Source organism: Helicovermis profundi (assembly GCF_033097505.1).
GTDB lineage: Bacteria > Bacillota > Clostridia > Peptostreptococcales > Acidaminobacteraceae > Helicovermis > Helicovermis profundi.
Genome location: NZ_AP028654.1, coordinates 2,741,957 through 2,767,531, shown reverse-complemented (window position 1 = coordinate 2,767,531; position 25,575 = coordinate 2,741,957). Strand labels below are relative to the sequence as shown.

Sequence of the window (25,575 nt, the reverse complement as noted above, 5' to 3'; positions counted from 1 at the left end):
CATGAAAATAGATAATGCTAGTATGCTGATATATGAAAGAAGGAATAATTATAATGGAAAAAAATGAAGAAGAAAAATTTGAAGATATAATTGAAGGAAGAAATCCCGTTATTGAAGCACTTAAATCAGGAAGAGAAATAAACAAGATATTAATTTCAAAGGGGCATGTTGAAGGGTCTGCAAAAAAAATAATATCTATGGCAAAAGACAAAGGTATAGTGGTTCAATATGTAGATAAAAACAAAATTAAAGGTTTATCTACGTCGGATAATCATCAGGGTGTAATTGCGTATATTTCACCATATAAATATAAGGAACTATTAGAACTATTAGATGAGCTTGAAATTAAGAATGAAGATCCTTTTTTTGTGATTTGTGATGAAGTTAATGATCCTCATAATTTAGGCTCTATCATTAGAACTGCCAATGCTGCTGGTGCAAATGGTGTTATTATACCGAAAAGACGTTCTGCTATGATTACATCAATTGTGGCTAAAACATCGGCAGGGGCAATAGAATATGTTCCTGTTTGTAAAGTTACCAACTTATCTAGAACAATTGATTTGTTGAAAGAAAAAGGTGTTTGGTTGATTGGTGCGGATATGGATGGAAGAGAAGAATACTTTAAATCTAATTTAACTGGTAAAATAGCTATAGTAGTTGGAAATGAAGGAAAAGGAATTAGTAGACTTGTTAAAGAAAAATGTGATTTTGTTGTTAGTATACCAATGTTTGGAGAAGTATCTTCACTTAATGCTTCTGTTGCAGCATCGTTATTAATGTATGAAGTCGTAAGACAAAAAAGTTCCAAAAAATAGATATCTGTTGATAAATTAATTGAGGAAAGTGTGTTTTTGGTTAAGTCAATAATATTACAATATCTTGACTACGAAATAACTATTAATGTATAATTATATCATGAATTCAAGTGGATTTATTCTAGGGGGAATTTTTATGGAAGTTGTTGGAGAGCGTGACAATCGAAATGTAGATTATATTTACAGCGACTACAAAGAGGAAGAAATTGTAGAAATGGCAAAAAACGGAGATGGACATGCTCAAGAATTCCTTATAAGAAAATATAAAAAGTTTGTTAAGGCGAAATCGAGATCTTATTTTTTGATTGGCGCTGATAAAGAAGATATTATTCAAGAAGGAATGATAGGGCTCTTTAAAGCGATACGTGATTACAGAACAGACAGATTGGCTTCTTTTAAGTCTTTTGCTGAACTCTGTATAACAAGACAAATTATTACGGCTATAAAAACAGCTACTAGACAAAAACACATACCATTAAATTCATATATTTCGCTAAATAGGCCGATTTTTGAGGAAGAATCAGATAGAACTCTTTTAGATGTTATTTCAGGCAAAAATATTACAAATCCAGAAAGACTTGTCATTTCAAAAGAAGAGGTAGGCTTTATTGAATCGAAGATGGGTGAAGTTTTAAGTTCGTTTGAGCAAGAAGTTTTATCTTGTTATTTAGAAGGTAAATCATATCAAGAAATTTCTGTTGAATTAAGCAAACCGGTGAAATCGGTTGATAATGCGCTTCAAAGAGTTAAGAAAAAACTCGATAAATTTTTTAAAGTTAGAAACTAATATGCCCATGTAGCTCAGATAGGCAGAGCGTCGCCTTGGTAAGGCGGAGGCCGGCGGTTCAAATCCGCTCGTAGGCTCCAGATTTTTAATAATTTTTACATTATAAAGGAGGAAATTTAAAAATGGCAAAGCAAACGTTTGAAAGAAATAAGCCGCATGTAAATATTGGAACAATAGGACACGTAGATCACGGTAAAACAACATTAACAGCAGCAATAACAAAAGTATTATTTGATAAGTATCAATTAGGTGAAAAAGTAGATTTTGATAATATCGATAAAGCACCAGAAGAGAGAGAAAGAGGTATTACAATATCAACAGCTCACGTTGAGTATGAAACACCAAAGAGACACTACGCACACGTGGATTGCCCAGGCCATGCTGACTATGTAAAGAACATGATTACAGGAGCAGCACAAATGGATGGATCGATTTTAGTAGTATCAGCAGCAGATGGACCAATGCCTCAAACTAGAGAGCATATCTTATTATCAAGACAAGTTGGAGTACCATATATCGTAGTATTCTTAAACAAGTGTGATATGGTAGATGATGAAGAATTATTAGAGTTAGTAGAAATGGAAATCAGAGAATTATTAGATGCATATGATTTTCCAGGAGACGATACTCCAATCGTAAGAGGATCAGCTCTAAAAGCATTACAAGGCGAACCAGAATGGGCGGAAAAAATTATTGAATTATTTGAAATAATTGATGAGTATGTTCCAGAGCCAGAAAGAGATACAGATAAACCTTTCTTAATGCCAGTAGAAGACGTGTTCTCAATAACAGGAAGAGGAACAGTAGCTACAGGAAGAATAGAAAGAGGAATTATAAAAGTATCAGAAGAAGTAGAGTTAGTAGGACTTGCAGAAGAAAAAAGAAAAGTAGTAGTAACAGGCGTAGAAATGTTCAGAAAACTTCTAGCAGAAGGAAGAGCAGGAGATAACGTAGGATTATTACTAAGAGGAATTCAAAGAGCTGAAATTGAAAGAGGTCAAGTACTTTCAAAACCAGGTTCAGTAAATCCACATACAAAATTTGAAGCACAAGTATATGTATTAAAGAAAGAAGAAGGCGGAAGACATACACCATTCTTTAATGGATATAGACCACAATTTTTCTTTAGAACAACAGACGTAACAGGAGCAGCACAACTTCCAGAGGGAGTAGAAATGTGTATGCCTGGAGATAATATAGAAATGACAATCGAATTAATTTCACCAATCGCAATTGAAGAAGGCTTAAAATTCTCAATACGTGAAGGTGGAAGAACAGTAGGAGCTGGATCAGTAATAAAAATTGTTGAATAAAGCACTGCAATAAAAAAAGAGAAAGATCGGACGAAGTAAGCAAAGCTTATAAGAGTCTGATCTTTCTCTTTTTTTATTATTGGGATAGTGTTCCAAATAAGACGAATGGGAATTTCGAAGAAATGGAGTTCGTCGGTAGCAGTGCAAACCAAGAGAAACGATATACCGTTAAATGCGGACGAAGTAAGCAAAGCTTACAAAAGTTTCTTCTCTCTTTTTTTATTATTGGGATAGTGTCCCAAATGAGACGAATGGGAATTTCGAAGAAATGGAGTTCGTCGGTAGCAGTGCAAACCAAGAAAAGCGATATATATTTTAAGTAGGGATGAAGTAAGCAAAGCTTAGGGGAGTCTGATCTTTCTCTTTTTTTATTATTGGGATAGACTCCCAAACGAGGAAAATGGAAATTTTGTAATAAATAGAAAATTATATGCACGATTTGCCTAATTAAATAAATAATCTTCTAAAAGCACTTGTTATTTAAAAGAAATCAGAGTATAATTTTGTTTTGTAAAAGACATTTATTATAATAGATAATTTAAAAAATTTTTGGCGAATAAAAATTCGTCATTTTTTATTTGTGCGCATTTTTATAAAAAACGTTGACACAAATAAGTAAATATGATAGGTTAAGTTAGTGATGTTAAACTGGAGTAAAATGTGCTTAGACTCTTTTAGTTTTTCAATTAGTGTAGTGGGAGGTGTTAACGATGAGAGTTAAAATTACATTAGCGTGTACTGAATGTAAACAAAGAAATTACGACACTACTAAGAATAAGAGAAATAACCCAGATAGAATCGAATTAAAAAAGTACTGTAAATTCTGTAAAACGCATACGGTTCATAAGGAAACTAAGTAATACAAAATTACTAAGTGAGGATGTGAAAAAATATGGCTACTCAATCTAATGCAGTGAAAAAAGAAGGCGGAAAATTCTTTAAAGGTATTAAATCGGAGTTAAAAAAAGTTAATTGGCCTAATCGTAAAGAAGTGATAAATAATACTGTGGTTGTTTTAACAGTATGTGTTTTAACATCGGTTGCGATAGGTGTTTTAGACTTAGCGTTTAAAACAATTTTAAAAATGTTTATGTAAAAAGGTAAAAAGGGGGGTCGAAGGTCATCCCTAGATGATCAGGAGCTTATGTCTGAAAATGCTAATTGGTACGTTGTTCATACCTATTCGGGTCATGAAAATAAAGTAAAAGCAAATATAGAAAAAATCGTTGAAAATCGTGGTATGGAAGACGTTATACTCGAAGTCTCTGTTCCGACTGAAGAAGTAACTGAAGTTAAGAATGGGAAAAAGAAAACAAGGCAAAAAAAGATATTTCCTGGTTATGTTATTGTTAAAATGTTTATGACGGATGAATCTTGGTATATCGTAAGAAATACACGTGGAGTAACTGGTTTTGTAGGACCAGGTTCTAAGCCAATACCACTTACAAATGAAGAAGTTCGTAAAATGGGTATTGAAAAGAAAATTTTAGTCATAGATATTGAAATTAATGATAGCATTAGGGTTATTTCCGGTCCGTTTGAAACGTTTGTTGGACATGTTGAAGATATCAATATGGAAAGACAAAGTTTAAAAGTTTTAATTTCTATGTTTGGCAGGGAAACACCTGTTGAACTTGAGTTTTCACAAGTTGAAAAAATTTAACAAAAGAGTATGTTTAATGACGCGCATATAAGATACTAATGTATTTTATTTGATAAAAAAGATGTATTAAGGAGGTGCGAAAGATGGCAAAGAAAGTTACTGGTATGATTAAATTGCAAATTCCTGCAGGCAAGGCAACTCCAGCGCCGCCAGTTGGTCCAGCATTAGGACAACACGGTGTTAATATTATGCAGTTCTGTAAAGAATTCAATGCAAAAACTTCAGATCAAAACGGATTGATTATTCCTGTTGTTATTACGGTATATCAAGATAGATCATATTCATTTATTACTAAAACTCCACCAGCTGCAGTTTTAATTAAAAAATCAATTGGTTTAGAAAAAGGTTCTGGAGAACCAAACAGAAACAAAGTTGCAACTATTTCGAAAGAACAAATTAAAGAAATTGCTGAGCTTAAAATGCCTGATTTATCAGCAGGTAGTTTAGAAGCTGCTATGAGTATGATAGCAGGAACAGCTAGAAGTATGGGAGTAGTCGTAGAAGACTAATTCTAATAGTGGGAGGAATTCCGTTAATACCACAAGGAGGAAAAAATGGCTAAATTAGGTAAGAGATATGAAGCAGCATTAAAACTAGTTGATAAGAATAAATCTTATGATCTTGAAGAAGCTGTTTCTGTAATTAAAAAAACAGCAAGCGCTAAATTTGATGAAACTATTGAACTTCATGTTAAACTTGGAGTTGATGGTAGACATGCAGATCAACAAGTTAGAGGCGCGGTAGTACTTCCTCATGGAACTGGTAAAACTAAAAGAGTTTTAGTAGTTGCTAAAGGAGAAAAAGCTTTAGAAGCTGAAAAGGCAGGCGCTGATTTTGTTGGTGCTGATGATATGATTAAAAAAATTCAAACTGAAAACTGGTTCGAATTTGATGTAATTGTTGCTACACCAGATATGATGGGATTAGTAGGAAGACTTGGCCGTGTACTTGGACCAAAAGGTTTAATGCCAAATCCAAAATCGGGAACTGTAACTTTTGATGTTGAAAAAGCAGTTAACGAAATTAAAGCTGGTAAAGTTGAATACAGGCTTGATAAAACTAATATTATTCATTGTTCGGTAGGTAAAGCTTCATTTGATGAAGAAAAATTATCAGACAATATTAAAATTGTTATGGATGCAATTGTTAAAGCTAGACCAGTTGCTGCAAAGGGTACTTATTTAAGAAATGTTACTCTTACAAGTACAATGGGTCCTGGACTTAAATTAATTTCAACAAAATTTTAGTTAATAGTTGACTTATTTATAAGTCAATGTTATAATTATCAAGATTAAATTGAATGCTAATCGTAGACAGTAGGTGCAGGTGCTTAATTTCCTACCGAGATTGAATATATATGATCGAGGCGAACATATAAATCTCTCTTGTTTACAAGGGAGATTTTTATTTTGGAAAACTACTTGAAGCAAAAACAAAATATGAGGAGGTGGACAATAGATGTCAACTAACCTAGAACTCAAAAAACAAAAAGTTGAAGAGATTAAAGGTAAATTTGAAAATGCTCAATCAGCAATTCTTGTTGATTACAGAGGCTTGTCAGTTGAAGATGCTAACGAGTTAAGAAAACAATTTAGAGAAGCTGGTGTTGAGTATAAAGTTTACAAAAATAATTTTACTAAGTTAGCAATTAAAGATACAAAATTTGAATCTTTAACTGTTGAATTGACTGGACCGAATGCTATTGCTTTTGGTTATAATGATCCAGTGGTTCCAGCAAAAATTATAAAAGATTTTGCAAAAGATCATAAAGCTTTAGAATTAAAAGCGGGTATTATTGAAGGCGAGTATTACGACATTGATAAGATCAAAGTAATTGCAGATATTCCTTCAAGAGAAGTTCTTCTTGCTAAATTACTTGGTAGCTTTAAAGCGCCAATATCGAATTTTGCATACTTACTTCAAAATATTATCGATAAAGATAATGGTTCAGAAGCTGCAAGCGCAGAGTAATAGATTGTAAAAAAGTTGAGTTTTATATAAAATACGGAGGTGTAACAAAATGACTAAAGAACAAATTATTGAAGCTATAAAAGGTATGACTGTTTTAGAATTAAATGAATTAGTTAGTGCATGTGAAGAAGAATTTGGTGTTTCTGCATCTGCTCCTGTAATGATGGCTGGAGCTGCTGGCGGAGCTGCTGTTGAAGAAAAAACTGAATTTGATGTTATTTTATCAAACGCTGGAGCTAAGAAAATTGGAGTTATTAAAGCTGTAAGAGAAATTACTGCTTTAGGACTTAAAGAAGCAAAAGCAGTAGTTGATGGAGCACCAACTGCAGTTAAAGAAGGCGTTTCTAAAGAAGAAGCTGAAGAAGTTAAAGCTAAATTAGAAGCAGCTGGAGCAGCAGTAGAAATTAAGTAATGCAATTAGAGGGCTTCTGTTTAGAAGCCCTTTTTTATTACTTAAATGTTCATCTAATTAGGAAAATATAAAGTAATAAAAACTAAGTGTTTTAATAGTATAAAATAATCATATTTATTTTATAGTTTTAAATTATTTAGTTTTTATTTGTATACGCTTGTAAAAGTTAGATGAAATTTATTATATTTAAAAAGAAGTATAAGCAGTGCGTCCCAGAAAAACTTCGTTTTTTATAGCGCGGCTGTTAGCCCTATGATTAAGAATAATAAAATGGTGATTAAAAGTTAAAGTGTGTTGCTTATATTTAAAAGGTATATAAGCAGTGCGTCCCAGAAAAACTTCGTTTTTTATAGCGCGGCTGTTAGCCCTATGATTAAGAATAATAAAATGGTGATTAAAAGATAAAGGATATTGCTTATATTTAAAAGGTATATAAGCAGTGCGTCCCAGAAAAACTTCGTTTTTTATAGCGCGGCTGTTAGCCCTATGATTAAGAATAATAAAATGGTGATTAAAACATAAAGGGTTTTGCTTATATTTTAAAAGGTATATAAGCAGTGCGTCCCAGAAAAACTTCGTTTTTTATAGCGCGGCTGTTAGCCCTATGATTAAGAATAATAAAATGGTGATTAAAAGATAAAGGTTTTTGCTTATATTTTAAAAGGTATATAAGCAGTGCGTCCCAGAAAAACTTCGTTTTTCTTTGCCACGGGCTGTTAGCCCTATGATTAAGAATAATAAAATAATATTTAAAACATAAAGGCGTGTTTTAAATATTATTTTATTATTCTTAATCGCACTGCTTTTTTTCTTCGTGAGTCTTGACATTGTTTTTCATATGTGATAGCATTGTAAAATGCGGAGACTATGTAACATGGATTAGTATGGTCTTTTTTGTTATTTTTTGTTTTTTTCATAGGCAAAAAATGATGTTTTTATAGTTTATTATGGACATATGTCCTAAAATATATAAAGGTTTTTCATAGACAAGCCTTTTTACTTCAATTATGAGGGGTGAATAATGAATGCCACAGCCTATACAGCTCGGTAAACGTACAAGGATGGATTTCTCAAGAATTTCTAAAATTTTGGATACTCCTAATTTTATTGAAATTCAAAAAAAATCATATGCATGGTTTTTAAAAGATGGTTTAATGGAAGCTTTCAATGACATTTCACCAATTCAAGATTATACTGGTAATTTGATTCTAGAATTTATTGATTACAAACTAGAAGATGAAGCGAAGTATGATGTTGAAGAATGTAAAGAAAGAGATGTTACTTACGCTGTACCCCTTAAGGTGCAGGTTAGGTTCATCAACAAAGAAACTGGCGAAGTTAAAGAACAAAAAGTTTTTATGGGAGATTTTCCTCTTATGACCGAAACAGGAACTTTTGTTATTAACGGTGCAGAAAGGGTAATAGTAAGTCAGCTGGTTAGATCACCAGGACCTTACTATGATATGAAATTAGATAAAGTTGGTAACAAGCTTTATTCTTCTACAATTATACCTAATAGGGGTGCGTGGTTAGAGTATGAATTAGACTCTAGTGATGTTATTTCTGTAAGAATTGACAGAACGAGAAAATTACCTATTACTGTATTAATGAGAGCTCTTGGTATAACAACTGATCAAGAAATTATTAATGTTTTTGGAGAAGACGAGAAACTTTTAGTTACTCTTGAAAAAGATAATACGACTTCTCAAGATGAAGGGCTAGTTGAAATTTATAAAAAACTTAGACCAGGTGAGCCTCCAACTGTTGAAAGTGCAACAAGCTTAATTAATTCATTATTCTTTGATGATAAGAGATATGATTTGGCAAAAGTAGGTAGATACAAGTTCAATAAAAAACTAGGTTTAGCTAATAGATTAGATAGACGAACTGTTTTTAGTGATGTAATTGACCCTAATACAGGTGAAGTTTTATGTGAAAAAGGTCAAGTGATTACTTATGATTTAGCTATGAAAATCGAAAATGCTGGAGTTAAGTCGGTTGATGTTGAAGTTGGTGAAGACAAGTATTCAAGAGTAATTGGTAGTAATTTTGTTGACATTAAAGGGTATTTTAATGCTGATGGACTCAATATTAAAGAGAAAGTATACTATCCAGTTTTAAAAGAGATATTAGATACTTATTCTACGGAAGAAGATATAAAAAAAGAAATTAAGTTAAGAATTAAAGATTTAATTCCTAAACATATAATAGAAGCTGATATTATTGCGTCGATTAGTTATATATTCAACTTGACTAATGGTGTTGGTGATGTAGACGATATTGATCACTTAGGAAATAGAAGAATTAGATCGGTTGGAGAACTTCTTCAAAATCAATTTAGAATTGGTTTATCAAGAATGGAAAGAGTTGTTAGAGAAAGAATGACAATTCAAGATATGGAATCAATAACTCCTCAAGCTCTAATAAATATAAGACCAGTAGCTGCTGCGATTAAAGAATTCTTTGGTAGTTCTCAGCTTTCACAATTTATGGATCAAACAAATCCACTTGCAGAATTGACTCACAAGAGAAGATTATCTGCGCTTGGACCGGGTGGTTTATCAAGAGAAAGAGCTGGATTCGAAGTCCGTGACGTACATCATTCTCATTATGGAAGAATGTGTCCAATTGAAACTCCTGAGGGTCCAAATATTGGACTTATAGGTTCTTTAAGTACTTATGCTCAGATAAATGAGTATGGTTTTATTGAATCTCCTTATAGAACGGTAAATAAAGAAACGGGTGTTGTATCTAAAGAATATAAATATATTACTGCGGATATTGAAGAAAAGTATGTAGTTGTTCCAGCTAATGAAAAGCTTGATTCAGAGAATAAAATTATTGCTAAAAGAGTTGTAGCAAGAAGAAAATCTGATATTAAAGAATTTCCGAGAGAAGAAGTTGATTTAGTTGAAGTATCAGCACAGCAAATGGTTTCTGTTGCAACAGCAATGATACCGTTCCTAGAAAATGATGATGCCAATAGAGCGCTAATGGGATCAAACATGCAACGTCAGGCTGTTCCGCTTGTAAGAGCGCAGGCTCCTATTATTGGAACTGGAATGGAACATCCTGCAGCAAGAGATTCGGGTGCGGTTGTTGTGTCAAAAGATGACGGTATTGTTCAATACGTATCTGCAGATGAAATAATTATTAAAAAAGATAACGGTGAAAGACGAAAATATAAATTACTGAAATTTAAAAGATCAAATCAAGGTACTTGTGTTAACCAAGATCCTATTGTTGTAAAAGGAGAAAGAGTTAAGCCGGGTATGATAATTGCGGATGGTCCATCTACTGAGATGGGTGAAATTGCTCTAGGAACTAACCTTCTAATTGGTTTTATGACTTGGGAAGGCTATAACTATGAAGATGCAATTTTATTAAGTGAAGAATTAGTAAAATATGATGTTCTTTCTTCTATTCATGTTGAAGAATATGAGTCTGAAGCGAGAGATACTAAACTTGGACCAGAAGAAATTACAAGAGATATTCCGAATGTTAGTGATGATGCTCTAAAAAATCTTGATGATAGAGGTATTATTAGAATAGGTGCTGAAGTTTTTGCTGGAGACATCTTAGTTGGTAAAGTTACTCCAAAAGGAGAAACAGAACTTACTGCTGAAGAAAGATTGTTAAGAGCGATATTTGGTGAGAAGGCTAGAGAAGTAAGAGAAACTTCTTTAAGAGTACCTCATGGCGAAACAGGTATTATAGTAGATGTTAAAGTATTTACTAGGGAAAATGGTGATGAACTATCACCAGGAGTTAATGTTTTAGTTAGAACGTACATTGCAAGAAAAAGAAAGATTAACGTCGGAGATAAAATGGCTGGACGTCACGGAAATAAAGGTGTTATTTCTAGAATTCTTCCAAGAGAAGATATGCCGTTTTTGGATGATGGAACACCACTTCAAATAGTATTAAATCCACTAGGCGTACCTTCGCGTATGAATATTGGGCAGGTACTGGAAGTCCATCTTGGTTTAGCTGCAAAGAAATTTGGATGGCATGTTGCAACTCCTGTGTTTGACGGAGCGAAAGAATCACAAATATTAGATTTGTTAGAAAAAGCTGGATATCCAAGAAATGGAAAGCTGAACATTAGAGATGGTAGAACGGGTGAGTTCTTTGATAATCCGGTTACAGTTGGATATATGTATATGCTAAAACTTCACCATTTAGTTGATGATAAAATTCATGCAAGAAGCACAGGACCGTATTCATTGGTTACTCAGCAACCGCTTGGTGGTAAAGCTCAATTCGGTGGACAGAGATTTGGAGAAATGGAAGTGTGGGCGCTTGAAGCTTATGGCGCGGCTTATACCCTTCAAGAAATACTTACTGTTAAATCTGATGATGTTGTAGGGCGTGTAAAGGCATATGAGGCAATTGTAAAAGGCGAAAATATTCCTGAACCTGGAATACCTGAATCTTTTAAAGTTTTAATCAAAGAGCTTCAGTCATTAGCACTTGATATTAAGTTGCTTAAAGATGATATTGGAGAAATAGAACTTAAAACTGATATATCGGATGATGGTTATTCAAATGCTGCCAAATTAATGGATGATAATTCAGCGATTAGTAAAGCTGCAGCAGAAGACGAAGTTAAAAGTGGATTTATAGCAACTGATGGTGCAGATAATAACGACGAAAAATAAACGTTAGTTATTAGAAAATAGATTATTTGAAGGGAGAGGTAGCCCTTGTTACAGTTTAACAATTTTGATTCAATTAAAATCGGATTAGCTTCGCCAGACAAGATAAGATCTTGGTCTAGAGGAGAAGTAAAAAAACCAGAAACTATAAATTATAGAACGTTAAAACCTGAAAAAGAAGGTTTGTTCTGTGAAAAGATTTTTGGACCTACAAAAGACTGGGAATGTCATTGTGGAAAATATAAAAGAGTTAGATATAAAGGTGTAATTTGTGATAGATGTGGAGTTGAAGTAACAAAATCAAAAGTAAGACGTGAAAGAATGGGTCATATAGAATTAGCTGCTCCAGTATCACATATTTGGTATTTCAAAGGAATTCCTTCTAAAATGGGTATTCTTCTTGATATGTCACCTCGTTCGCTTGAAAAAGTATTATATTTTGCTTCATATATAGTAATTTCTGCTGGAGATACTTCTTTATCAGAAAAACAACTATTAACTGAAAGAGAGTATTTTGATTATAGAGAAAAATATGGTCATGCTTTTAAAGCAGGTATGGGTGCTGAATCGGTAAAAGAAGTTCTTAATAAAATTAATCTAGATACTTTATCAGATGAACTTAGAAAGTCATTAGATGGAAGTACTGGACAGAAAAAACTTAAACTTACTAGAAGATTAGAAGTAGTTGAAGCTTTTAGAAAATCAGGAAACAATCCGTCTTGGATGATTTTAGATGTTGTTCCTGTAATTCCACCAGATATTAGACCTATGGTTCAACTTGATGGTGGTAGATTTGCAACAAGTGACTTAAATGATCTTTATAGAAGGGTTATTAATAGAAATAATCGTTTAAAAAGACTTTTAGAACTTGGAGCTCCTGATATTATTGTAAGAAATGAAAAAAGAATGCTTCAAGAAGCTGTTGATGCACTTATTGATAATGGTAGACGTGGTAGACCAGTTACGGGTCCTGGAAATAGGCCTTTAAAATCACTATCGGATATGTTAAAAGGAAAGCAGGGAAGATTCCGTCAAAACTTACTTGGAAAACGTGTTGATTATTCGGGTAGATCGGTAATCGTTGTTGGTCCAGAACTTAAATTTTATCAATGTGGTTTACCTAAAAAAATGGCTCTTGAATTATTTAAACCTTATATTATGAAAAAATTAGTTAAAGATGGTTATGTTCATAATATTAAGAGTGCAAAAAGAATGGTAGAGAAAGCTAAACCAGAAGTGTGGCCAATTGTTGAAGAAGTTATTAAAGATCACCCAGTGATGCTTAATCGTGCTCCGACTCTTCATAGACTTGGAATACAAGCTTTTGAACCTGTTTTAATTGATGGTAAAGCTATAAGACTTCACCCTCTTGTATGTACAGCATATAATGCTGACTTTGACGGTGATCAAATGGCAGTTCATTTACCTTTATCTGTTGAAGCACAAGCGGAAGCAAGATTTTTAATGCTTTCTGTTAATAATATACTAGCTCCAAAAGATGGTCTGCCTATTACGACTCCTTCTCAGGATATGGTACTTGGTGCATATTATTTAACGCTTGAAAAAGAAGATGAACCAGGTGTTGGAATGGTATTTAAAGATTTTGATGAAATGTTCTTAGCTTATGAAACTAAAAAAGTTGGACTTCATTCAAGAGTAAAAATGAGAAGAAAAGCGTATAATTCAAATGAAATGTCAATTGTTGAGAGTACAGTTGGTCGATTTATTTTTAATGAGAGAATGCCACAAGATATGGGCTTTGTTGATAGAGAGAAAGATAAATTTGGTCTTGAGATTGATTTTTTATGTACGAAAAAAGATCTTGAAGAGATAATTGCAAAGTGTTTTGCCAAACATGAAAATACTATTACTGCAATTATGCTTGATACACTTAAGGAAATGGGATTTAAATATTCAACAAGAGCGGCAATTACTGTTTCGCTTTCTGATATGATAATTCCACCTAAAAAGAAAGTTATTATTGAAGAAGCTAGAAAAAAAGTAGATAAATTTCAAAGTGCTTATAGAAGAGGATTGTTATCTGATGAAGATAGATATCAAAAGATAATACAGACGTGGACTATAGCTACTGATGATGTAACAGATGCACTTATGGAAAATCTTGATAGATTAAATAATATAAAAATCATGGCGGATTCAGGTGCAAGGGGTAGTAAAAATCAAATTAGACAGTTAGCTGGTATGCGTGGACTTATGGCTAATGCACTTGGTAAAACAGTTGAGATTCCTATTATATCTAACTTTAGAGAGGGACTTTCAGTACTTGAATACTTTATTTCAACAACAGGTGCTAGAAAAGGACTTGCAGATACAGCGCTTAGAACAGCTGACTCGGGTTATTTAACTAGAAGACTTGTAGATGTATCACAGGATGTTATCGTAAGAGAACTTGATTGTGGAACAGTTGAAGGTATTGAAGTTTCAGATATAGTTGAAAATAACGAAATTATAGAACCATTTGGTGAAAGAATTTTAGGTAGATTTTTAACTGAAGATATGCATGACCCTAATACAGGTGAATTATTAGTAGATAAAGATACTATGATTACAAAAACAATTTCCAATAATATTGTTGCTGCTGGTATAACTTCGGCAATTGTACGTTCTGTTTTAGAATGTGAAACACCGACTGGTGTATGTAGTAAATGTTATGGTATTAACCTTGCGAATGGGAAACCAGTCAATGTCGGAGAAGCTGTAGGAATAATTGCTGCACAATCGATTGGTGAGCCTGGTACTCAACTTACAATGAGAACTTTCCATACAGGTGGAGTTGCTGGTGGTGATATCACTCAAGGACTTCCAAGGGTTGAAGAATTATTTGAAGCAAGAAAACCGAAAGGACTTGCTGTTATAGCAGAGATGGATGGTAAAATATCATTTAAAGAAACAAAAAAGAAAAATGAAGTTATAATTACTGCTGATTCAGGTGAGCAATATGCAACACAAGTTATATTTGGTTCTAAACTTAATGTAAAAGATGGAGATTTTGTTAAGCAAGGGGAATTAATAACAGAAGGTTCGATTAATCCACATGATCTACTAAGAGTTGTAGGTGTACGTGGAGTTCAAGAATATATTGTTAAGGAAGTTCAACGTGTTTATAGACTTCAAGGTGTTGACATTAATGATAAGCATATTGAAGTTATAATTAAAAGAATGCTCTTTAAAATTAAAGTTGATGAACCTGGTGATACTGATATGCTTCCAGGAACTGTAGTTAGTTATAGAGAGTTTTTGGAGAAAAATAAAGTTGTTCGAGAAAACAAGGGTAATGTTGCGATTGGGACTAGGAATTTACTTGGAATTACTAAAGCATCTTTAGCAACAGATTCGTTCCTATCATCAGCTTCATTCCAGGAAACTACTAGAGTTCTTACAGAAGCTGCAATTAATGGCAAGGAAGATAGACTTGTAGGACTTAAAGAAAATGTTATTATAGGAAAACTGATTCCTGCTGGAACTGGTATGCGAAAGTATAGAGATATAGCTATACAAACTAAGGAAGAGTATCCTATTGTTAATGAATAATTTTTTATGCAAAGTTAATAAAACTTTTGCATAAAAGTTAATAATTTTGTTGACAGTGCACTTTAATGGTGTTAGACTGTTATAGTGTTCACGCTAGCTTTATTGTAATTGCTACAAAGGAGGCTTAGTGTACATGCTTGAGTTTGAAGAAGAAAAGGTACGAGTTGGTGTTAAGCAATCGTTAAAAGCTATTTTAGATGATAAAGTAGTGAAGGTATATATTGCAAAAGATGCAGAGCAATATGTAACTAGAAGAGTAATAGAACTTGCAAATAGAAGTTCAGTTGAAATTGTATTTATTAATACAATGAAAGAACTTGGAAATGCATGTAAAATTGACGTTGGTGCTGCTACAGCAGTTATTATAAAATAAAAAAAGAAAGGAGGTGCCTTGATGCCTACTATAAATCAATTAGTTCGTAAAAGTAGAAAGAAAATGGTTGAAAAATCAACTTCTCCAGCTTTACAAAGAACATTTAATTCATTAAAGAGAGAACCGGTTAAACAAAATTCTCCTCAAAAAAGAGGTGTTTGTACATCTGTAAAAACAATCACTCCTAAAAAGCCGAACTCTGCGCTTAGAAAAGTAGCTAGAGTTAGACTTACAAATGGATTAGAGGTTACTGCTTACATCCCTGGAATTGGACACAATTTACAAGAACATAGTGTTGTTCTAATCAGAGGTGGAAGAATTAAAGACTTACCTGGTGTTAGATACCATATTGTTAGAGGTGTACTTGATACTTCAGGTGTTGCAGATAGAATGCAATCTAGATCTAAATATGGAGCTAAAGTACCTAAGAAGAAGAAAAGTTAGAATTTGATAAGAATATATTAACCTCTTCCTTTGGAAGAGGTTTTATATAGTAATACAGCTAGCACAACGATAGTAATATCGAGTACCGATGATTAAATATTTTTAGGGAGGGAAGAAAAGTGCCGAGAAAAGGAAATGTACCAAAAAGAGAAGTTTTAGCAGATCCTATATATGGATCTAAAAAGGTAACTAAGTTAATAAACCAAATTATGCTTGATGGAAAAAAAGGAACTGCACAAAGAATTGTGTACGGAGCTTTTGAAATTATAGCAGAAAAAACTGGAAAAAATGCTTTGGAAGTATTCGAAGAAGCGTTAAACAACATTATGCCAGTTTTAGAAGTAAAAGCAAGAAGAGTTGGTGGTTCAAACTATCAAGTGCCAGTAGAAGTTAGACCTGCAAGAAGAAATACTTTAGGGTTAAGATGGTTGGTTACTTACACTCGTAAAAGAGGCGAAAGAACTATGATTGATAGATTGTCAAAAGAAATCATGGATGCTGCAAACAATACTGGAGCGTCAGTTAAGAAGAGAGAAGATACACACAAAATGGCAGAAGCTAATAAGGCGTTTGCACATTATAGATGGTAAAACTAATATAGATATACTAATAGTATTTCGCGGAAAGGGGGAAAAAAAGTGTCAAGAGCTTTTCCTTTAGAGAGAACGAGAAACATTGGTATCATGGCTCACATCGATGCGGGTAAAACAACAACTACAGAAAGAGTTTTATATTATTCTGGTATAACTCATAAAATAGGTGAAACGCATGATGGTGCATCTCAGATGGACTGGATGGAGCAAGAGCAGGAAAGAGGTATTACAATTACTTCTGCTGCGACTACATGCCAATGGCAAGATCATAGAATAAATATTATAGATACTCCTGGCCACGTTGACTTTACAGTTGAAGTTGAAAGATCATTAAGAGTCTTAGATGGATCTGTAGCAGTTTTTTGTGCAAAAGGTGGCGTTGAGCCACAATCTGAAACTGTTTGGAGACAAGCTGTTACTTACGGAGTACCTAGAATGGCGTTTGTTAACAAAATGGATATCACAGGTGCTGACTTCTTAAGAGTTGTTGGTATGATGAAAGATAGACTTAAAGCAAATGCAGTACCACTACAACTTCCAATCGGAGCTGAAAATGATTTCGTAGGTATTATTACACTTCTTGATATGAAAGCTGTAATGTATAGAGATGATTTAGGTGAAGAAATAGAAATAGTTGAAATACCTGAGGATATGAGAGAATTAGCTGAAGAGTACAGAGAAAAGCTTGTTGAATCTGTTTCAGAAACAGATGAAGCTCTTATGGAAAAATACCTTGAAGGTGAAGAAATAACTGCTGATGAAATTAAAGTTGCGGTTAGAAAGGCAACAATTGATAATGTTATGGTTCCGGTTTTCTGTGGATCTGCTTATAAAAACAAAGGTGTTAAAATGCTTTTAGATGCTGTAATTGATTATCTTCCAGCGCCTATTGATGTTCCTGCAATTAAAGGAACAACTATAGATGGTGAAGAAGATGAAAGACCATCTGACGATTCTGCACCATTTTCAGCACTTGCATTCAAAATAATGACTGACCCATTTGTTGGAAGACTTTCATTCTTTAGAGTATATTCGGGAACATTAGATTCTGGTTCTTATGTATTTAACTCGACAAAAGAGAAAAAAGAGAGAGTTGGTAGAATACTTCAAATGCATGCTAATAAAAGAGAAGAAATTTCAAAAGTATATTCTGGAGATATTGCTGCTGCAATTGGTCTTAAATATACAACTACAGGTGATACCTTATGTGATCAAGATAATCCAATTATCTTAGAATCAATGGAGTTCCCTGATCCAGTTATTAGTGTTGCAATTGAACCAAAGACAAAAGCATCTCAAGAAAAAATGGGTATTGCTTTATCTAAACTTGCTGAAGAAGATCCTACATTTAAAACTTTTACTGACAAAGAAACAGGTCAGGTAATCATCTCTGGTATGGGTGAATTGCACTTAGAGATTATAGTAGATAGATTACTTAGAGAATTTAAAGTAGAAGCTAATGTTGGTGCTCCTCAAGTAGCTTATAAAGAAACAATTAAAAAAGCTGTTCAAGTTGAGTACAAACATTCTAAGCAATCAGGTGGTAAAGGTCAATATGGACATGTTAAAATCAAAGTTACTCCAGGTAAGCCAGGCGAAGGTTATACCTTTGTTAATAGTGTTACAGGTGGAACGGTTCCAAGAGAATATATTGAACCTGCAAACCAAGGTATACAAGGAGCACTTAAAAGTGGTTTCTTAGCTGGTTATGAAATTGTTGATTTACATGTTGAACTATATGATGGATCATATCATGATGTCGATTCATCTGAGATGGCATTTAAACTTGCTGGTTCTATGGCACTTAGAGAAGCTATGAGAAAAGGTGGAGCTGTTTTACTTGAACCTTATATGAGTGTTGAAGTAGTCGTTCCAGAAGAGTATCTTGGTGACGTAATGGGTGATATTAGTTCTAGACGTGGTCAACTTGAAGGTATGGAAGTTGTTCATGGTAATCAAGTTATCAGAGCGCATGTTCCGCTTTCTGAAATGTTTGGTTACTCTACTGATTTAAGAAGTAAATCACAAGGTAGAGGTAACTATACAATGCAGTTCAGTCATTATGAACAAGTTCCAAATAATATCGCTGAAGATATTATTGGAGAAAAACAATAATTAAATTAGTTTAACGTAGATTAAACTTTAAAATAAGAATATAATTTATTTATTAAGGAGGAAATTTAAAAATGGCAAAGCAAACGTTTGAGAGAAATAAGCCACATGTAAATATTGGAACAATAGGACACGTAGACCATGGTAAAACAACATTAACAGCAGCAATAACAAAAGTATTATTTGAGAAGTATCAATTAGGTGAAAAAGTAGATTTTGATAATATCGATAAAGCGCCAGAAGAGAGAGAAAGAGGTATTACAATATCAACAGCTCACGTTGAGTATGAAACACCAAAGAGACACTACGCACACGTGGATTGCCCAGGCCATGCTGACTATGTAAAGAACATGATTACAGGAGCAGCACAAATGGACGGATCGATTTTAGTAGTATCAGCAGCAGATGGACCAATGCCTCAAACTAGAGAGCATATCTTATTATCAAGACAAGTTGGAGTACCATATATCGTAGTATTCTTAAACAAGTGTGATATGGTAGATGATGAAGAATTATTAGAGTTAGTAGAAATGGAAATCAGAGAATTATTAGATGCATATGATTTTCCAGGAGATGATACTCCAATCGTAAGAGGATCAGCTCTAAAAGCATTACAAGGCGAACCAGAATGGGCAGAAAAAATCATTGAATTATTTGAAATAATTGATGAGTATGTTCCAGAGCCAGAAAGAGATACAGATAAACCTTTCTTAATGCCAGTAGAAGACGTGTTCTCAATAACAGGAAGAGGAACAGTAGCTACAGGAAGAATAGAAAGAGGAATTGTAAAAGTATCAGAAGAAGTAGAGTTAGTAGGACTTGCAGAAGAAAAAAGAAAAGTAGTAGTAACAGGCGTAGAAATGTTCAGAAAACTTCTAGCAGAAGGCAGAGCAGGAGATAACGTAGGATTATTACTAAGAGGAATTCAAAGAGCTGAAATTGAAAGAGGTCAAGTACTTTCAAAACCAGGTTCAGTAAATCCACATACAAAATTTGAAGCACAAGTATATGTATTAAAGAAAGAAGAAGGCGGAAGACATACACCATTCTTTAATGGATATAGACCACAATTTTTCTTTAGAACAACAGACGTAACAGGAGCAGCACAACTTCCAGAGGGAGTAGAAATGTGTATGCCTGGAGATAATATAGAAATGACAATTGAATTAATATCACCAATCGCAATTGAAGAAGGCTTAAAATTCTCAATACGTGAAGGTGGAAGAACAGTAGGAGCTGGATCAGTAATAAAAATTATTGAGTAAAGCACTGCAATAAAAAAAGAGAGAAGAGACTTGTGAGCTTGCTTACAAAAGTTTCTTCTCTCTTTTTTTATTATTGGGATCTTGATCCCAAATAAGACGAATGGGAATTTCGAAGAAATGGAGTTCGTCGGTAGCAGTGCAAACCAAGAGAATCGATATACCGTTAAATGTGGACGAAGTAAGCAAAGCTTAGGGGAGTCTGATCTTTCTCTTTTTTTATTATTGGGATAGTGTTCCAAATAAGACGAATGGGAATTTCGAAGAAATGGAGTTCGTCGGTAGCAGTGCAAACCAAGAGAATCGATATACCGTTAAATGTGGACGAAGTAAGCAAAGCTTAGGGGAGTCTGATCTTTCTCTTTTTTTATTATTGGGATAGTGTTCCAAATAAGACGAATGGGAATTTCGAAGAAATGGAGTTCGTCGGTAGCAGTGCAAACCAAGAAAAGAGATATATGTTTTAAGTAGCGGACGAAGTAAGCAAAGCTTGGGGGAGTCTAATCTTTTTTTATTTATATAAAAAAATGCTTGCAATTATCAAGCGTTTGATGTATACTCTCGTCTTTGACAGTTGTAGAGCAGAAAAACCGTGATATCTATTGCAAACAGTAGTTTATCACGGTTTCTTAATGTAGTAAAAAGTGCGTACCTTTTTTTACTTTTTCGTTTGTTTTAATATTTTTTTCATTTTAGCATTACTAATTATTTGGGTATCCGTTCTAAATCCAAATTTATCATGTAATTCATCTGTTATATCAGTTCGTGTGTATGTCGGAATATATCCTTCGCCTTTTAACTCCATAAAGTTATGATTTTTTAACGTTTCTATTAATTCTTTTGTAGTGTATTTTTCATCAAGCTTCTTTTCTAAAAGCCTATATATCAGTAAAGAAAGAAAACATGTTGTAAAATGAGCTTTTATTCTATCATCTCTACTTAAATATACTGGTCTTGCTTTAAACTCAGTTTTTAGAATTCTAAATGATTCTTCTATTTCCCATCTTCTTTTATTTACTTTAATAATTGTTTCAGCATTATCATCAAGATTTGTACATACTCCGTAGAATCCATCATATTTTTCTTCATCAGAAATAGTGTCTCTATTTATTGTAAGTACCTGTTTTTCAGCGATTTCACCTTCATTAGTGCAGTGAATAGAATCTATAAATCTCTTTGGATCATTCTGTTTCTTTTTATTGATACTAGAAGGTTTTTTAACAAGTTTTTCTGCACGTTGTATTTGAGTGCTTCGAATGTACTCTTGATAAGCTCTATATTTTGGTGAATATGTTACTATTAATTTTTGTGGTAATTCATTTTCATTTATCCAACGTTCTTTGTAATAAATAGCTTTATTGTTTGAAGAATGATCTATATTTTCTAAATTAATATTTTTTGTCTCATTTGATAAATGCCATCCATTTGGGGCAAGAGCCCAATCTTTAAGATGTTTTTTAAGCTTTTTTAATGATTGTGTAACAATAAAAGCTCTATCGTTTTTATTATTAAATATTCTATTGGTATTAGATGCTAATCCTGCATCTGTACATACAACAAATTTAGATAAATCAAAATCAGATAATATGCGCTTTTCTAGTGGTTTTAAACTTGGCTGTTCATTTTTATTTCCATCAAATATAGAAAATGCAAGTGGTATGCCATCCCCATCCATAAATAATCCCATTTGTACAATTGGATTAGGGCGATGTTCTTTGGAAAGTCCATATTGTTTTAACCCATCGGCTTTTTCAGTTTCAAAGAAATAATTTGTACAATCGTAATAAAGCACTTTTGTATTTCTTTTAGATAATTTTAAACTATTTTTATAAACAGTTGATTCAATAAAATCAGATTCTTTAGAAATTATTTCTAAAGCTCTATAAATATGCTGTAATTCAAAATTAGGCTGTTCAATAAAGTCATTAGAGGCTTTAAAAGAAGAAAGCTTAGAAGACGGATTAAGCATTCTAGTATAAATGAGTCTAGAAAGAATACTGTTTAAATCAAAAGAAAATTTATATTTATCAGAAATTTGCTTTGAAATTTTATGAAGGCCTAAATCATAATAAATATCTTGTAAAAAAAGATATCCACCATTGAAATGAACCTTAGAATCCATTGGTATTTGTTTAGTTTCAGAAAATTTAGCAATAATCTCAACTTTATTTTCTTTTTCTTTTTTATTAAGTTCACTTATATATTTTTTTGCCCATTCATAAGGATCTTGTCCATTTAATTTTTCACGTAATTGTGCTTCAGTACCAAGTTTTTCTACAATTTTAGTTGTTCGTTTATTTTTAATAGTAATATCTTTAATAACGTAAAGTGAAGTAGCATTTTTTGATTTAGAAGTTGAAAGTCTCATAAGCATAATACCTCCTGTTCCTTACATTATACCACAATACGACAAACTACGCAATAGTAAAACGGAAAATTTGACAAAAAAATAAGCCTATAATTGGCTTTGAGGTAGAATTTTGTTTATGCAACTGTCAAACTTCCGTCTAATCTTTTTTTATTTATATAAAAAAATGCTTGCAATTATCAAGCGTTTGATGTATACTAGTTGAGTGTGTGTGAACTGCGATGATGTAGGAGGTTACAAAGAAGCGTTTTGTCAGCGTTTTTAGGAAAATTTCTACTGAGAAAAGTCTAATCTAGAATTAGGCGATCGTTACTTGTGCGATATTTTGTAAAAATAATGCCGACACACCCGGCGAAGTGTACAAGAGATGTATGTTCATGTAATGCGTACAAAAGTAAGGAGGAGAAAAAATGGCAAGTAGTCAAAAAATCAGAATAAGGTTAAAATCGTATGATCACAAAATTTTAGATGGATCAGCAATTAAAATTGTTGAAACTGCTAAAAGAACAGGAGCAGAGGTATCAGGTCCGGTACCACTACCAACTAAAAAAGAAATTATTACAGTTATTAGGGCCGTACACAAATATAAGGACTCTAGAGAGCAATTCGAAATGAGAACTCACAAGAGACTTATTGATATTTTAAGTCCAACGCCAAAAACTGTTGATGCTCTAATGAAATTAGACTTACCAGCAGGTGTGGATATTGAAATCAAATTATAGTATCGTTTACTAAGCTTAAGGTTTATATAGAAACCTAATGTTTTAGTATGATTATGCTCGGCGTAATCCGCTGTAAGATTATTGGGAGGTGCAAAATGAACACAATTTTAGGAAGAAAAATAGGAATGACACAAATCTTTAACGAAGATGGTACAGTTGTTCCGGTTACTGTTGTAGAGGCTGGTCCTTTAAAAGTAATACAAATCAAAACTCTTGAGAATGATGGTTACACAGCTATTCAAGTTGGATTTGGAAAGAAAAAAAATAAAGTTAACAAACCTACTAAAGGTCATTTTGAAAAAGCTGGTGTGGAGCTTATGAGACATTTAGCAGAAATTAGAGTTGATGATGTGTCTGGATATACTTTAGGACAAGAAATCAAAGCTGATATTTTTGAAGCAGGGATGAAAGTTGATGCTTCAGGAACTTCTAAGGGTAAAGGAACTCAAGGACCTATTAGAAGATGGAATCAAAGTAGAGGACCAGAGACACATGGTTCGAAGCATCACAGACTTAAAGGATCAATTGGAGCAGCTTCATATCCTGGTAGAGTAATTAAGGGAACACATATGGCTGGTAAAATGGGTAACGAGAAAGTTACTATCCAAAATTTAGAAGTTGTTAAAGTAGACGCTGATAAGAATTTATTACTTATCAAAGGTGCAATTCCAGGACCAAAAGGCGGATTACTTAGAATTCAAAAAGCAATAAAAGCAAGTAAGTAAATTGTTTTAGAAAGGAGGTTACACAGTGCCTAAGTTAGATATTCTAAATGTTTCTGGTGAAAAAATCAGAGAAATTGAATTAAACGATAACGTTTATGGAATAGAAGTGAATGAACATGTATTATATGAATCAGTTAAAAATTATTTAGCTAACCAAAGACAAGGAACTCAATCAGCTAAAACAAGAGCTGAAGTAAGAGGTGGCGGTAAAAAACCTTTTAGACAAAAAGGAACTGGTAGAGCTAGACAAGGAACAACTAGAGCGCCTCATTTTGTTGGTGGTGGTGTTGCATTTGCTCCAAAACCAAGAGATTATAGCTATAAATTACCTAAAAAGGTAAAGCAATTAGCATTAAGATCTGCATTAAGTTCTAAAGTTAATGCTGGAGAAATTATTATTTTAGATTCATTAAAAATTGATGCTCCAAAAACTAAAGAAATGATTAAGATTTTACAGAATGTAAAAGCGGATAAAAAAGCTTTAGTAGTAACTTTAGAAAACAATAAAAACGTTTATAAATCAACTACAAACATTAAGGGAGCAAAAGCTTCTTTCGTTGGTTCTTTAAATGTTTATGAAATATTAAAATATAACACTTTAATATTAACAGAAGAAGCAGCTAAGAAGATTGAGGAGGTATACGCATAATGAAAACACCTTATGATATCTTAATTAAACCTATTGTAACTGAAAATACAATGGAATTAATGAATGAAAAGAAATATACTTTTAGAGTATTAAAAACAGCTACTAAAACTGAAATTAGAGCAGCAGTAGAAAAAATATTTGACGTTAAAGTAGAAAAAGTTAATACAATGAATGTAAGTGGAAAGCTTAAAAGACAAGGAAGATTCGTTGGAAGAACTGTTAGCTGGAAAAAAGCAATTGTTAAATTGGCAGCTGGTAGTAAAGAAATTGAATTCTTCGAAGGTATGTAATTGAAACTAAAAGGAGGGTATGAATATGGGAATAAGAGGATTTAAACCCACTTCACCTGGTGTTAGACATATGACAGTTTCTACTTTCGATAACATTACTAAGAAGGCACCTGAGAAAGCATTATGTGTTTCTTTGAAAAAAAATTCTGGTAGAAATAATCAAGGTAGAATAACAGTTCGTCATAAAGGTGGCGGCTACAAAATTAAATATAGAATTATTGATTTCAAAAGATCAAAAGATGATGTTCCAGCAACTGTAAAAGCTATCGAGTACGATCCAAATAGATCTGCGAATATAGCACTTATAACATATGCTGATGGTGAAAAAAATTATATTTTAGCACCAAATCATTTAAATGTTGGAGATACAATAATTTCAGGAGTAAATTCTGATATTAAAGTTGGTAATGCAATGCCTATGCATGCTATGCCTACAGGTACTCTAATTCATAACATTGAACTTAAACCTGGTAAAGGTGGACAATTAGTTAGATCTGCAGGAAACTCAGCTCAATTAATGGCTAAAGAGGGAGATTATGTTTTATTAAGACTTCCATCGGGCGAAATGAGATATGTGAGAAAAGAATGTAGAGCTACAATTGGTCAAGTTGGAAACACAGATCACGAAAACATCAAGATTGGTAAAGCAGGAAAGAAAAGACATATGGGAATTAGACCTACTGTCAGAGGATCTGTAATGAACCCTAACGATCACCCACATGGTGGTGGTGAAGGTAAAGCTCCTATTGGACGTCCTAGTCCTGTTACTCCTTGGGGTAAACCAACACTTGGATATAAAACTAGAAAGAAAAACAAACATTCAAATAAATATATTGTTTCTAGAAGAAAGAAATAATTAAACA

Annotated in this window: 23 protein-coding genes, 1 tRNA gene and 1 other annotated feature; of the genes, 23 read left to right on the top strand and 1 reads right to left on the bottom strand. The window is 33.0% G+C overall.

Features of this window, described 5'->3' with window-relative positions; genetic code table 11:
- The first annotated feature begins 32 nt into the window (after nucleotides 1-32).
- From rlmB to tuf (AACH12_RS12595), 18 genes are all read left to right on the top strand, one after another.
- Entirely contained in the window at nucleotides 33-818 is a 786-nt protein-coding gene (rlmB, locus tag AACH12_RS12680) for a 23S rRNA (guanosine(2251)-2'-O)-methyltransferase RlmB (RefSeq protein ID WP_338535745.1), read from the top strand.
- Between the two features lie 136 nt (nucleotides 819-954).
- Nucleotides 955-1,605 carry an RNA polymerase sporulation sigma factor SigH gene (sigH, locus tag AACH12_RS12675; RefSeq protein ID WP_338535744.1) on the top strand — a complete coding sequence of 217 codons (651 nt, stop codon included), beginning with the start codon at nucleotides 955-957 and terminating at the stop codon, nucleotides 1,603-1,605.
- A gap of 3 nt (nucleotides 1,606-1,608) precedes the next feature.
- A tRNA-Thr gene (locus AACH12_RS12670) sits at nucleotides 1,609-1,685 on the top strand.
- A gap of 42 nt (nucleotides 1,686-1,727) precedes the next feature.
- Nucleotides 1,728-2,918 (top strand): elongation factor Tu, encoded by a 1,191-nt coding sequence (tuf, locus tag AACH12_RS12665; RefSeq protein WP_338535743.1) that lies wholly within the window; start codon nucleotides 1,728-1,730, stop codon nucleotides 2,916-2,918.
- A 710-nt stretch (nucleotides 2,919-3,628) separates the two neighbouring features.
- Entirely contained in the window at nucleotides 3,629-3,778 is a 150-nt protein-coding gene (rpmG, locus tag AACH12_RS12660) for a 50S ribosomal protein L33 (RefSeq protein ID WP_338535742.1), read from the top strand.
- A 32-nt stretch (nucleotides 3,779-3,810) separates the two neighbouring features.
- Complete coding sequence (gene secE, locus AACH12_RS12655) at nucleotides 3,811-4,014, top strand: preprotein translocase subunit SecE (protein WP_338535741.1); 204 nt, start codon at nucleotides 3,811-3,813, stop codon at nucleotides 4,012-4,014.
- Between the two features lie 48 nt (nucleotides 4,015-4,062).
- On the top strand, nucleotides 4,063-4,581 hold the full coding sequence (nusG, locus tag AACH12_RS12650) for a transcription termination/antitermination protein NusG (protein WP_338535740.1): 519 nt from the start codon (nucleotides 4,063-4,065) through the stop codon (nucleotides 4,579-4,581).
- 83 nt (nucleotides 4,582-4,664) lie between these two features.
- A complete protein-coding gene (gene rplK, locus AACH12_RS12645; RefSeq protein ID WP_338535739.1) occupies nucleotides 4,665-5,090 on the top strand; it encodes a 50S ribosomal protein L11 in 426 nt (141 codons plus the stop codon).
- Between the two features lie 45 nt (nucleotides 5,091-5,135).
- Nucleotides 5,136-5,828, top strand: a complete 693-nt coding sequence (rplA, locus tag AACH12_RS12640) for a 50S ribosomal protein L1 (RefSeq protein ID WP_338535738.1) — start codon at nucleotides 5,136-5,138, stop codon at nucleotides 5,826-5,828.
- Nucleotides 5,829-5,870: 42 nt separating this feature from the next.
- Nucleotides 5,871-5,997 (top strand) — a sequence feature (ribosomal protein L10 leader region).
- A gap of 42 nt (nucleotides 5,998-6,039) precedes the next feature.
- Nucleotides 6,040-6,552: a 50S ribosomal protein L10 gene (gene rplJ, locus AACH12_RS12635; RefSeq protein ID WP_338535737.1), complete on the top strand. Its 513-nt coding sequence runs from the start codon at nucleotides 6,040-6,042 to the stop codon at nucleotides 6,550-6,552.
- Between the two features lie 49 nt (nucleotides 6,553-6,601).
- The gene (rplL, locus tag AACH12_RS12630) at nucleotides 6,602-6,964 is read left to right on the top strand and encodes a 50S ribosomal protein L7/L12 (protein ID WP_338535736.1); all 363 of its coding nucleotides are present in this window, start codon (nucleotides 6,602-6,604) and stop codon (nucleotides 6,962-6,964) included.
- 1,025 nt (nucleotides 6,965-7,989) lie between these two features.
- Entirely contained in the window at nucleotides 7,990-11,625 is a 3,636-nt protein-coding gene (rpoB, locus tag AACH12_RS12625) for a DNA-directed RNA polymerase subunit beta (RefSeq protein WP_338535735.1), read from the top strand.
- Between the two features lie 45 nt (nucleotides 11,626-11,670).
- Entirely contained in the window at nucleotides 11,671-15,174 is a 3,504-nt protein-coding gene (rpoC, locus tag AACH12_RS12620) for a DNA-directed RNA polymerase subunit beta' (protein ID WP_338535734.1), read from the top strand.
- 133 nt (nucleotides 15,175-15,307) lie between these two features.
- Complete coding sequence (locus tag AACH12_RS12615) at nucleotides 15,308-15,547, top strand: ribosomal L7Ae/L30e/S12e/Gadd45 family protein (RefSeq protein ID WP_338535733.1); 240 nt, start codon at nucleotides 15,308-15,310, stop codon at nucleotides 15,545-15,547.
- Between the two features lie 21 nt (nucleotides 15,548-15,568).
- On the top strand, nucleotides 15,569-15,991 hold the full coding sequence (gene rpsL / locus AACH12_RS12610) for a 30S ribosomal protein S12 (RefSeq protein WP_338535732.1): 423 nt from the start codon (nucleotides 15,569-15,571) through the stop codon (nucleotides 15,989-15,991).
- Between the two features lie 119 nt (nucleotides 15,992-16,110).
- Complete coding sequence (gene rpsG / locus AACH12_RS12605; RefSeq protein ID WP_338535731.1) at nucleotides 16,111-16,581, top strand: 30S ribosomal protein S7; 471 nt, start codon at nucleotides 16,111-16,113, stop codon at nucleotides 16,579-16,581.
- Nucleotides 16,582-16,629: 48 nt separating this feature from the next.
- Nucleotides 16,630-18,699 (top strand): elongation factor G, encoded by a 2,070-nt coding sequence (gene fusA, locus AACH12_RS12600; protein WP_338535730.1) that lies wholly within the window; start codon nucleotides 16,630-16,632, stop codon nucleotides 18,697-18,699.
- Nucleotides 18,700-18,770: 71 nt separating this feature from the next.
- Nucleotides 18,771-19,961, top strand: coding sequence for an elongation factor Tu (gene tuf, locus AACH12_RS12595; protein ID WP_338535729.1), 1,191 nt, complete (start codon nucleotides 18,771-18,773; stop codon nucleotides 19,959-19,961).
- A gap of 655 nt (nucleotides 19,962-20,616) precedes the next feature.
- Here tuf (AACH12_RS12595) and AACH12_RS12590 read toward each other — a convergent pair.
- Entirely contained in the window at nucleotides 20,617-22,326 is a 1,710-nt protein-coding gene (locus AACH12_RS12590; RefSeq protein WP_338537331.1) for an IS1634 family transposase, read from the bottom strand.
- 410 nt (nucleotides 22,327-22,736) lie between these two features.
- Here AACH12_RS12590 and rpsJ point away from each other — a divergent pair, with 410 nt between their 5' ends.
- The 5 genes from rpsJ to rplB all read left to right on the top strand — a co-directional run bounded on the left by rpsJ (nucleotide 22,737) and on the right by rplB (nucleotide 25,568).
- Nucleotides 22,737-23,048, top strand: coding sequence for a 30S ribosomal protein S10 (gene rpsJ / locus AACH12_RS12585; RefSeq protein ID WP_338535728.1), 312 nt, complete (start codon nucleotides 22,737-22,739; stop codon nucleotides 23,046-23,048).
- 95 nt (nucleotides 23,049-23,143) lie between these two features.
- Nucleotides 23,144-23,773, top strand: a complete 630-nt coding sequence (gene rplC, locus AACH12_RS12580; RefSeq protein WP_338535727.1) for a 50S ribosomal protein L3 — start codon at nucleotides 23,144-23,146, stop codon at nucleotides 23,771-23,773.
- A 25-nt stretch (nucleotides 23,774-23,798) separates the two neighbouring features.
- Entirely contained in the window at nucleotides 23,799-24,422 is a 624-nt protein-coding gene (rplD, locus tag AACH12_RS12575; RefSeq protein ID WP_338535726.1) for a 50S ribosomal protein L4, read from the top strand.
- Nucleotides 24,422-24,712: a 50S ribosomal protein L23 gene (gene rplW, locus AACH12_RS12570; RefSeq protein ID WP_338535725.1), complete on the top strand. Its 291-nt coding sequence runs from the start codon at nucleotides 24,422-24,424 to the stop codon at nucleotides 24,710-24,712. Before rplD ends, rplW begins: the two co-directional genes overlap by 1 nt.
- A 25-nt stretch (nucleotides 24,713-24,737) precedes the next feature.
- Entirely contained in the window at nucleotides 24,738-25,568 is an 831-nt protein-coding gene (gene rplB, locus AACH12_RS12565; RefSeq protein ID WP_338535724.1) for a 50S ribosomal protein L2, read from the top strand.
- The last annotated feature ends 7 nt before the right edge of the window (nucleotides 25,569-25,575 follow it).